The sequence below is a fragment of the Pseudomonas sp. PS02288 genome (genome assembly GCF_029959715.1).
Lineage (GTDB): Bacteria > Pseudomonadota > Gammaproteobacteria > Pseudomonadales > Pseudomonadaceae > Pseudomonas_O > Pseudomonas_O kuykendallii.
Window position 1 is genome coordinate 1 of record NZ_JASCPA010000098.1, and the last position, 9,679, is coordinate 9,679.

General features: G+C 67.3%; 12 protein-coding genes and 1 tRNA gene. 6 read left to right on the forward strand and 7 right to left on the reverse strand.

All coding sequences use genetic code 11. The features are described from left to right. The first annotated feature begins 62 nt into the window (after positions 1 to 62). The 4 genes from QMX85_RS22655 to QMX85_RS22670 all read left to right on the forward strand — a co-directional run bounded on the left by QMX85_RS22655 (position 63) and on the right by QMX85_RS22670 (position 2,803). Positions 63 to 758, forward strand: a complete 696-nt coding sequence (locus tag QMX85_RS22655; protein WP_282344708.1) for an ABC transporter permease — start codon at positions 63 to 65, stop codon at positions 756 to 758. Continuing rightward, on the forward strand, positions 755 to 1,444 hold the full coding sequence (locus QMX85_RS22660) for an ABC transporter permease (RefSeq protein ID WP_282344710.1): 690 nt from the start codon (positions 755 to 757) through the stop codon (positions 1,442 to 1,444). Before QMX85_RS22655 ends, QMX85_RS22660 begins: the two co-directional genes overlap by 4 nt. An 11-nt stretch (positions 1,445 to 1,455) precedes the next feature. Next, positions 1,456 to 2,685, forward strand: coding sequence for a methyltransferase (locus QMX85_RS22665; RefSeq protein ID WP_282344712.1), 1,230 nt, complete (start codon positions 1,456 to 1,458; stop codon positions 2,683 to 2,685). 42 nt (positions 2,686 to 2,727) lie between these two features. Next, a tRNA-Thr gene (locus QMX85_RS22670) sits at positions 2,728 to 2,803 on the forward strand. A 104-nt stretch (positions 2,804 to 2,907) separates the two neighbouring features. Here QMX85_RS22670 and QMX85_RS22675 read toward each other — a convergent pair. Genes QMX85_RS22675 through QMX85_RS22685 form a run of 3 tightly spaced genes read right to left on the reverse strand, consistent with a single transcriptional unit; the run spans position 2,908 to position 4,467 of the window. Beyond that, on the reverse strand, positions 2,908 to 3,972 hold the full coding sequence (locus QMX85_RS22675) for a UV damage endonuclease UvsE (RefSeq protein ID WP_282344714.1): 1,065 nt from the start codon (positions 3,970 to 3,972) through the stop codon (positions 2,908 to 2,910). A gap of 19 nt (positions 3,973 to 3,991) precedes the next feature. Further along, on the reverse strand, positions 3,992 to 4,237 hold the full coding sequence (locus tag QMX85_RS22680; protein WP_282344715.1) for a DUF2188 domain-containing protein: 246 nt from the start codon (positions 4,235 to 4,237) through the stop codon (positions 3,992 to 3,994). 5 nt (positions 4,238 to 4,242) lie between these two features. After that, positions 4,243 to 4,467 carry a DUF2188 domain-containing protein gene (locus tag QMX85_RS22685; RefSeq protein WP_282344717.1) on the reverse strand — a complete coding sequence of 75 codons (225 nt, stop codon included), beginning with the start codon at positions 4,465 to 4,467 and terminating at the stop codon, positions 4,243 to 4,245. 228 nt (positions 4,468 to 4,695) lie between these two features. Here QMX85_RS22685 and QMX85_RS22690 point away from each other — a divergent pair, with 228 nt between their 5' ends. Continuing rightward, entirely contained in the window at positions 4,696 to 5,118 is a 423-nt protein-coding gene (locus QMX85_RS22690) for a hypothetical protein (protein ID WP_282344725.1), read from the forward strand. Between the two features lie 27 nt (positions 5,119 to 5,145). On the opposite strand, the gene QMX85_RS22695 is transcribed toward QMX85_RS22690, so the two are convergent. The 4 genes from QMX85_RS22695 to msrP are packed head-to-tail and all read right to left on the reverse strand — an operon-like array spanning position 5,146 to position 8,835. Beyond that, positions 5,146 to 6,531, reverse strand: coding sequence for a heavy metal sensor histidine kinase (locus QMX85_RS22695; protein ID WP_282344719.1), 1,386 nt, complete (start codon positions 6,529 to 6,531; stop codon positions 5,146 to 5,148). Next, entirely contained in the window at positions 6,510 to 7,199 is a 690-nt protein-coding gene (locus tag QMX85_RS22700; protein WP_282344721.1) for a heavy metal response regulator transcription factor, read from the reverse strand. The genes QMX85_RS22695 and QMX85_RS22700 overlap by 22 nt, the downstream gene beginning before the upstream one ends. Next, complete coding sequence (gene msrQ / locus QMX85_RS22705; RefSeq protein ID WP_282344726.1) at positions 7,199 to 7,822, reverse strand: protein-methionine-sulfoxide reductase heme-binding subunit MsrQ; 624 nt, start codon at positions 7,820 to 7,822, stop codon at positions 7,199 to 7,201. The genes QMX85_RS22700 and msrQ overlap by 1 nt, the downstream gene beginning before the upstream one ends. 2 nt (positions 7,823 to 7,824) lie before the next feature. Next, positions 7,825 to 8,835, reverse strand: coding sequence for a protein-methionine-sulfoxide reductase catalytic subunit MsrP (msrP, locus tag QMX85_RS22710; protein WP_282344723.1), 1,011 nt, complete (start codon positions 8,833 to 8,835; stop codon positions 7,825 to 7,827). Between the two features lie 201 nt (positions 8,836 to 9,036). On the opposite strand from msrP, the gene QMX85_RS22715 reads away from it, so the two are divergent. Next, entirely contained in the window at positions 9,037 to 9,645 is a 609-nt protein-coding gene (locus QMX85_RS22715) for a hypothetical protein (RefSeq protein WP_282344724.1), read from the forward strand. Positions 9,646 to 9,679: the final 34 nt, after the last annotated feature.

The window sequence follows — 9,679 nt, forward strand, 5'->3', positions numbered from 1 at the left end:
CCGGACGGGGCGGTTTCCACCGCGCCGCTCCTCTGCCACGCTCCCTTGCATAGTTCCTTGCGATGACTTTCGACCTTTACGGATTCGGCCCGGCACTGGCTGCTGGAGCGCTGATGACCATCAAGCTGGCCCTGTCCGCCCTGTCCCTCGGACTGGTGCTCGGCCTGCTCGGCGCACTCGCCAAGACTTCCCCGTACAAGCCGTTGCGATGGCTTGGCGGCAGCTACTCGACCCTGGTTCGCGGCGTTCCCGAACTGCTCTGGGTCTTCCTCATCTATTTCGGCACCGTCGGCCTGATGCACGCCATAGGCGAAATGCTCGGCCGGCCCAACCTCGAGCTGAGCGCCTTCGCCGCGGGCACCATCGCCTTGGGCATCTGCTTCGGCTCGTACGCCACCGAGGTATTCCGCGGCGCCATCCTGGCCATTCCCAAGGGCCACCGCGAAGCCGGCCTGGCCCTGGGCATGAGCAAGGCGCGCATCTTCTGGCGGCTGATCCTGCCGCAGATGTGGCGCATCGCGCTGCCCGGTCTGGGCAACCTGTTCATGATCCTGATGAAGGACACTGCGCTGGTCTCGGTGATCGGCCTGGAAGAAATCATGCGCCGCTCGCAGATCGCGGTGACGTCCAGCAAGGAGCCCTTCCTGTTCTACATGGTCGCGGCCTTCATCTACCTGGGCCTGACCATCCTCGCCATGATCGGCATGTACTTCCTCGAAAAACGCGCCTCGCGCGGCTTCATCAGGAGCGCGGCATGAACTGGGAAGTCATCATCAAATGGCTGCCGCGCCTGACCGACGGCGCGATCCTGACACTCGAACTAGTCGCCTTCTCGGTCATCGCCGGGTTGATCCTTGCCTTGCCGATCGGCATCGCCCGCGCGTCGCGGCACTGGTACGTGCGCGCGATTCCGTTCAGCTACATCTTCTTCTTCCGCGGCACGCCGCTGCTGGTCCAGCTGTTCCTCGTCTACTACGGCGCCGCGCAGTTCGAGGCCGTTCGCCAGAGCCCGCTCTGGCCGTACCTGCGCGATCCCTACTGGTGCGCGGTGCTGACCATGACCATGCACACCGCCGCCTACATCGCGGAAATCCTGCGGGGGGCGATTCAGTCCGTACCGCCGGGGGAGATCGAAGCCGCCCGCGCACTCGGCATGTCGCGCGCGCAGTCGATGCTGCACATCATCCTGCCGCGCGCGGTACGCATCGGCCTGCCGGCCTACAGCAACGAAGTGATCCTGATGCTCAAGGCCAGCGCGCTGGCCAGCACCATCACACTGCTGGAACTGACCGGCGTGGCGCGGACCATGAACGCCCGCACCTACCTGCCGGTGGAAGGCTTCTTCACCGCCGGGATCTACTACCTGGTTATCACCTTCGTGCTGATCAACGCCTTCAAGCTGCTCGAACGCTGGCTGCGCGTGGACGCCTGCCAGGGCCGCTGAGCCCTGCACCCATGGCATTCAGGCCCGCAGCCGTGCTCGACGGCGCCGCATTGCTCGAGCGCTTCCAGGCGCTCGATGCCTTCCTCGTCGAGCACCAGGCACTCTGGCGCCCCAAACCCTTCACCGAACGCCGGCTGCCCTGGGAAGACCAGCATCCGGCGCTTTCCGCCTGGTTGCGCCAGCGCAGCCTCGATGACGCCGAAGCCGCGCACAACCAGCCACACCACTTGCCGGCACCCGCGCCTTTCCCGGCACTGGCGGAACGCTCGACGGCGCTCAGCGAACTGAGCGAGTTTCCCGCTGCGCAGCTGACCCCGCGATCCCGGCTCGACGTCGACGTGCCGGGCCGCAAATGGCAGCAGATCCACGCCTTCGCCAGCCGCCTGGGCCTCGACAGCGCGCCACGGAGCTGGCTCGACTGGTGCGCCGGCAAAGGTCACCTCAGCCGCCTGCTGGCCAGCCAGGGCCAGCCGGTGTGCAGCCTGGAATGGGACGCGCAACTGGTGGAGGCAGGCGAGCGCCTCAGCGCGCGCCTGCAGTTGCCGGTCAGCCATCATTGTCAGGACGTGATGGCCGCCGACGTGCTCGCGCATCTGCGGGCGGACCAGGCACCGGTCGCCCTGCACGCCTGCGGCGACCTGCACATCCGCCTGCTGCATCTGGCCAGCAGTGCCGGCTGCGGCCATATCGCCCTCGCGCCCTGCTGCTACAACCGGATCGCCGATGAGCATTACCAGCCGCTCAGCGCCGCCGCGGCCGGCTCGACGTTGCGCCTGTCGCTGGACGACCTGCGCATACCCATGCAGGAAACCGTTACCGCCGGCGCCCGCGTGCGCCGGCAGCGCGACGAGTCCATGGCCAGGCGACTGGCCTTCGACCTGCTGCAGCGCGAGATCCGCCAGCAGGACGAATACCTGCCGACGCCCTCGCTGCCGCCTTCCTGGCTGAACAAGCCGCTCGCCGACTACTGCCGCGAACTCTGCGAGCTCAAGGGCCTGCATCTCGATTACGAGCCCGACTGGCAGCGCCTCGAACGCTCTGCGTGGGAATGCCTGGCCCAGGTACGCAACCTGGAGCTGCTTCGCGCCCTGTTCCGCCGCCCGCTGGAGTGCTGGCTGGCGCTGGATCGCGCGTTGTTTCTCGAGGAGAACGGCTACCGAACCCGCCTGGGCAGTTTCTGCCCGCCTTCGCTGACCCCGCGCAACCTGTTGATCCTGGCGGAAAAAAGGCAGGCCGAGTAGGTTTACAGCGGTGCGCCTGCCGCTATAATGGCGCCCCTTCATGCCGGTATAGCTCAGCTGGTAGAGCAACTGACTTGTAATCAGTAGGTCCCGGGTTCGACTCCTGGTGCCGGCACCATACAGATGAAAGGCCTGCGAGCAATCGCAGGCCTTTTTTTGTTGCCTGGGTTTTCGGGGCGGGGCGTTGGGTACTACCGAGGCGGCGATCGGAAGCGGGCGTGCCTAACTGAGCATCCGCACCTCGCCCGGCGCGGCCGCCTGCCCGAGGGACGCGAGGTATTCCTCGTAGAAACCCAGGGCGGCGAGGTTCTTGTCCTTGGCCTCGATCATGATGTCGAAGCGCGGCAGGAAGCCGAGCGCGTAGGCGTTGGTCCAGCGGTTCCACATCTGCAGGCTATGGCCGTAGAGGTCGCGCCGGGGCATGACCTCCAGCAGCGTGTCCATTTCCAGCTTGCGGTTGGCGTCGAAGCCCACTTCCTGCAGGCGCTCCGTCGGCTGCGAGCAGTGCATGGTCGGGCGCACGCCGCGCCAGCTGTCGAGGATGCGCGCGATGCGTGGGTCGTCCGGGGCGATGTAGTCGCCTTCGTTGATCCAGCAGTGATGGATGTCCAGCACGACGGGGGCGAGGTCGGCCAGTTGCAGGCAGTCATCGACGCCGTAGGTCTTCTCCTCGTTCTCGAAGGTGATGCAGTGGCGCGCCTCGGTCGACAGCCGCGGCCAGACCGCACGGATGCCCTCCCCGCCGAGGCGGCCGGCGATGTGCACGTTGCATTTGAAGTCCTGGAAGCGAACGCCGTAGCCCATCATGCGGATCATGTCGGCGTGGTACTCGAATTCGGCGAGGCTGTTTTCCACTACGGTCGGTTTGTCCGAACCCAGTACGCAGTACTGACCGGGATGGAAGGACAGACGAATGTCCGCCTGCCGCGCCAGCGCGCCGATGGCGGCGAAGCCTTCCTCCAGAATGCGCACGACGGCGGGGTCCCGGTAGAACGCCTGGCCGCGCGGATGGCTGTAGAACGGCAGCAGATCGCTGCTCAGGCGCAACATGTGCAGGGTCGCGGGTAGCCCGGCCACATATTCCAGCAGGCGCAGCTGCGCCTGGAGGTTATGGGCGACGATGTCCAGCAGCTTGTCGCGGGCCACCTGCGGCGAAACTCCGTCCATCCAGCGCAAGGTCGTGGTGCGCGGGTTGAAGCCCGCTTCGATCACCTTCAGCTCGGCGGCCGAAAGCTCGCGGACGGGATGTCGGAACTGGCAGGCGAAGCCGATTCGCGGGTGAGTCATGGCGAACCCGCGATGAGGCTCATGATCCGCGCGCCTTCTGTACGGATGCGCTCTTCCGGCGCTCGGCGACCATCGGGTAGACCCGCTCGCCGGCGTAGGAGCCGTCCGCGTTGTAGATGGCCACCGAGGCGGTCTGGCCTTCGAGGAAGCGGCCGACGATGCGCAGGATCTCCACCTTGCTGCCGGAGAACCGGCAGGCGCGTTCCTCGCCGTCGCGGACCAGTTCCCAGCCATTGGCCGCGCGTCTTACCGAATAGCGATCCATGCTCGTCAACTCAGCACGGGATTCGAGTGGGCGTATTCGGGGTACTCACGCGCCTCCTCGAGGGTGTCGTCGCGGGTGAAGATCTTCACCGAAGCGGTCTTGCCGTCCAGGTAGGCCGGCAGCTCGGCGAGCATTTCTTCCTTTGTCAGGGTGCGCAGCACTGCGTCGTCGGAGCCTTCCGTGGCCATTTGCCAGCCCATGGGGGTCGGGGTGATGTGATAGGTGATCATGGCGAGCCTCCGGGGGTTTATGAGTAGAACGTCCCGATGCGCCACAGGTTTCGTTGCTGTCGTGCAACGCCGACGACAGGCCATCCGGCGTGGCATTTGCCAGGCATGCCGCGCTCCCGGACACTAGCCCGACCTGGGCGAGCGACCGCGAGCGCCCTTCCACCGGACCACGGAGCGCAGATGAGCAACGGCAAACAGGCAGCAACCCCGGACGCCCTCTGGGTGCAGATGTGCGAGGCCGCCGGCCTCGATCCGCAGAAGCGCCTGGACGCGCGCAACGCGATCCTCACCAGCCCGCAGGCGCTGGACTGCACGGTCTATCGCCCGGATCAGAACGACCTCGATGCCGAGGAAGAAGACCTCGGCGATGCGCGCATCCTTTTGCTCGGTGCCTTCGAGCCGCCGGCCGACTGGAGCGAAACCGAGCGTGCGGAGTTCTACGACGACGCCGACCCGCAGGCATTCTTCGAGGCGCTGATCGAGTGCGAAGCCAAGCCGGCGTCGAAGACGTTCTTCATCGCTGAGGCTGGCGACTACGCCGCGGTGATGTCGCCGGCCGGAAAGGTGCAGATGTATTACCTGCTGGAATCCGAGGAAACCGACGAGGGGTTGCGCTGCGTGCTGCTGCGCGACGACGAGCTGGACGCCTGAGACCGACGGTGACGGGCGGCGCGCCGGTCAGGCGACGTTGAAGCGCAGCTCGAAGCGGATGCGCCGCGCGCCGTCCTGGCTGACGCTCACCGAACCGCCGTGCAGGCGCATGATCGCCGCGACTATGGCCAGGCCGAGGCCGTTGGATTCACCGCCCTGGCGCGCCAGGTCGGCGCGGTAGAAGCGGTCGAACAGCCGCTCCAGTTGGCCGGGATGCAGCGGCGAACAGCCGTTCTCCACCTGGATCAGGCAGGCGCCCTGCTCTTCCCGCACGCGGATGAGGATTTCGCTGCCGGCGTCGGCATAGCGGATCGCGTTGGCCACCAGGTTGCTCAGGGCGCGGCGCAGCAGCATCGGATCGGCGCGCAGGCGGCCGCCGCCTTCGTGGCGAACCTGCAGCTGGCGCTCGTCGGCGAGGCCCTCGAAGTAGGCGACGATGCGCTGGATTTCCTCTTCCAGCTCCAGCTCGCGTAGGTCGAGAACCGCCTGGGCGTCGTCGGCGCGAGCGAGGAACAGTATGCTTTCGACCATCCTCGCGATGCGCTCCAGCTCGTCGAGGCTGGAGGCCAGCACGCCCTGATATTCGTCGACGCTGCGCGGCTGCTGCAGGGTGACCTGGGCGGTGCCCATCAAGGAGCCGACCGGCGTGCGGATCTCATGGGCGAGATCGGCGGAGAACTGGGTCAGGCGTCGATAACCGTCGTCCAGGCGTTCGAGCATGGCGTTGAAGGCCTGGCTCAGCTGGCTCAGCTCCACCGGCGTGTCGGCCAGTTGCAGGCGGCTGTGCAGGCGTGCCGGGGTGATGGCCGCGGCCTGCTCGGCGATCCGCCGCAGCGGGCGCAGGCCGCGGCGCAGCAGCAGGAAGCCGAGCGCCGCGGTGAGCAGGAAGGCCAGCACCACCGCCGCGCCGATGCGCCAGCGGAAGGTTTCCAGCATGGCCATTTCCTTGACCAGCAGGTGCGCGGCGGTGATCCGCACGTCGCGTCCGTCCAGTTGCACCCGCGCCTCGGCGGCGCGCAGCGGAACATCGCCGGGAGCCACGCCGCTGCGCAGGTCGGCGAGGCCCAGCGGTTCGCCATCGGCCACTGCCTGCAACGCCGGCAGCGCGGCGCCCCGCGGATTCACGTTGATCAGCGGCGGCTGGCCGGCCACGCCGATGAGGAAGATGTCGTCTTCCGCGCCGAGCATGTTCTCCACCAGCTGCGGGCTGGCCTGCAACTGTTCGAGGCTGAGGTCGTAGTGCAACAGCTTGCGGAAATGATCGAGACGGGCGAGCACCCCGTAGTCGCTGCGCTGCAGCAGGGTCGCCTGCAGCGAGTGGTAGAGGTACATGCCGGCACCGCCGACGGTGAGCATCGCCACCACGGCGAAGGCCAGGCTGGCGCGCAGGGTCAGCGAGGGCTGGCGTCGCACGGGCGCACCTCGCACAGGTAGCCGATGCCGCGCACGGTGTGGATCAGTTTGTTCTCGTAGGGGTGGTCGACCTTGGCGCGCAGGCGCTTGATGGCGACGTCGACGACGTTGGTGTCGCTGTCGAAATTCATGTCCCAGACCTCGGAGGCGATCTGCGCGCGCGACAGCACCTCGCCCTCGCGGCGCAGCAGCAGGTGCAGCAGGGCGAACTCCTTGTTGGTCAGGGTGATCGGCTGGCCCTGGCGGGTAACCCGGCGGCGCAGCAGGTCCAGCTCCAGATCGGCGAGGTGGAAGTGGTCGGCCTCGCGCACCACGCCGCGGCGCAGCACGGTGCGGATGCGCAGCAGCAGCTCGGTGAAGGAGAACGGCTTGACCAGGTAGTCGTCGGCGCCCAGCTCCAGGCCGCGGATGCGGTCCTGCAACTGGTCGCGCGCGGTGAGGAAGAGTACCGGCACGTCCTGCTTCTTGCGCAGCACCTCGATGATCTGCCAGCCGTCGATGCCGGGCAGCATCACGTCGAGGACGATCAGGTCGTAGCGCTGCTCCAGCGCCAGGTGCAGGCCGTCGGCACCGTGCTGCACCCAGTCCACCTGGTAGCCGGATTCGCCGAGGCCCTTCTTCAGGTACTCGCCGGTACGGGTGTCGTCTTCCACCAGCAGGATGCGCATCAGCGCGACACCTGTGCCGGGGCCGGGCGGGTGCCGCGCAGTTTCTTCAGCAGGCGGCTCGCCGGCGGCAGGCGCAGCGCCAGCAGCAGCGCACCGCAGGTGAAGTAGACCAGCCACAGGCCGATGTCCGAGCGGACGATCCAGAGCATGTGCAACAGCGCCAGACCGAGCACCGCGTAGACCAGCCGATGGAGTTTCTTCCAGCGCGCGCCGAGGCGCCGCATGCTCGCCCGGTTGGAGGTCAGCGCCAGCACCAGCAGGCCGCTCCAGGCCAGCGCACCGACGATGATGTATGGCCGCTTGCGCAATTCAACGGCGAGCTGGGTGAAGTCCAGGCCGAGGACGAACAGCAGGTAGGCGACCAGGTGCAGGCAGGCGTAGGCGAAGGTCCAGAGGCCGAGCTGGCGGCGGATATGCGCCCAGCCGGACCAGCGCGTGGCCCATTGCAACGGCGACAGGCAGAGCGTCAGCAGCAGCAGGATCAGCGCGCCCTGGCCGAGACGGTCGAGCAGCACCTTGCCCGGGTCCGGGCCGAGGGCATTGCTCAGCGCCTGATAGAACCAGACCAGCGGCGGGATCAGCGCGGCGAGGAACACCCCGCCACGCAACAGAGGATGGCGGATCATCAGTAGTACTTCGCCAGGTCCATGCCCTGGTAAAGGCTCGCGACCTCGTCGCCGTAGCCGTTGAACATCAGCGTGTCGCGCACGTTGGGGCTGAACAGGCCGCTGGGCAGCCGGCGCTCGCGGGCCTGGGTCCAGCGCGGGTGGTCGACCTGCGGATTGACGTTGGCATAGAAGCCGTACTCGTTGGGCGCCAGGTTCTGCCAGGTGGTGTAGGGCTGCTCCTCGACGAGACTGATGCGCACGATCGACTTGATGCCCTTGAAGCCGTACTTCCACGGCACCACCAGGCGCAGCGGCGCGCCGTTCTGGTTCGGCAGCACACGGCCGTACATGCCCACCGCGAGGATCGTCAGCGGGTTCATCGCCTCGTCCATGCGCAGGCCCTCGCGGTACGGCCAGTCGATCAGGCCGAAGCGCGATTTCTGCCCGGGCATGTGTTCCGGGTCACTAAGCGTCTCGAAGGACACGTACTTCGCCTTGCCGGTCGGCTCGGCGCGCTTGAGCAGATCGGCCAGCGGGAAGCCGAGCCAGGGGATCACCATCGACCAGGCCTCGACGCAGCGCATGCGGTAGATGCGCTCCTCCAGCGTGTGCGGCTGGACCAGGTCTTCCAGGCTGTACTGCCCCGGCTTGCCGACCGCGCCGTCGAGCTTCACCGTCCAGGGCTCGGTCGGCAGGCCGCCGGCATTGGCGGCGGGGTCGCCCTTGTCCGGGCCGAACTCGTAGAAGTTGTTGTAGTGGCTGGCATCCTGGAATGGCGTGATGCTCTCGCCCGCCACCTCCATCGCCTTCCAGCGCGCGTCTTCGAGCTTCTGCGCGAACCAGCCCGGCGGGTTGCCGGGCTCGACGCCCTCGTAGCCGGAGGCCGGCGCCTGCGCCCAGGCCGGCAGCGCGGCACTGCCGAGCAGCGCGGCACCGGCGCCCATGAAACGGCGCCGCGACAGGTAGACCGACTCCGGAGTGATCTCCGAGGAATCGCAGCGCGAACGCGGTGGAATTCGGATCAGCATGCTGGCCTCCTCGGTGAAAACCGGGTATCGGAATCAATCGGACGACAGCGCCGCCCTGGGGTTCGACGCGCTGTCCCGTGGGCCGATTCTAGCCGGGCGGGTCTGCCGCGTTGGTTACATTTTTGTCATCCGCGGGTCATCTTCGTGACCCCTGCCGCGACCGAGGATGGCGGTGTCAATCCGACGCCATGAGGACATCCCATGCACAAGAAACTCCTGCTCGGTTCCGCCTTCGGCCTGCTCTTCGGTGCCGCCGTATTCGCCCAGGCCGCCGAGATGAAAGTGGTCAAGCCGATGCGCGGCACCATCGACAGCGTGCAAGCCGACACCCTGAACTTCACCAGCCGCAGCGGCCAGAAGCAAAGCATCGCGCTTACCGAGAAGACCGCCCTGCGCGCCGTGTCCAAGGCCAAGCTGGACGACATCGCCGCCGACAGCTTCGTCGGCTCGGCCGCCACGCCGCAGCCCGACGGCACGCTGAAGGCGTTGGAGGTCACGGTATTCGAGGCCAGCCTCAAGGGCTCCGGCGAAGGCCACTACGGCTGGGAGAACGCCGACGGCAGCACCGGCACTATGACCAACGGCACCGTCGGCGCGCTGAAGAAGGCCAACGGCCGCACCCTCACCGTGCAGTACAAGGGCGGCGAGAAGCAGCTGGTGGTGCCCGAAGACGTGCCGATCGCCTACGTCGAACCGGGCGAACGCAGCCAACTGGTGCCCGGGGCGAAGATCGTGCTGTTCCCCACCCCGGACGGCAAGAACGCCGCCGCCATTGCCATCGGCAAGGACGGTTTCACCCCGCCGATGTAATCCGCCGCCCGCGCGGCCACGCGTTGCGCGTGGC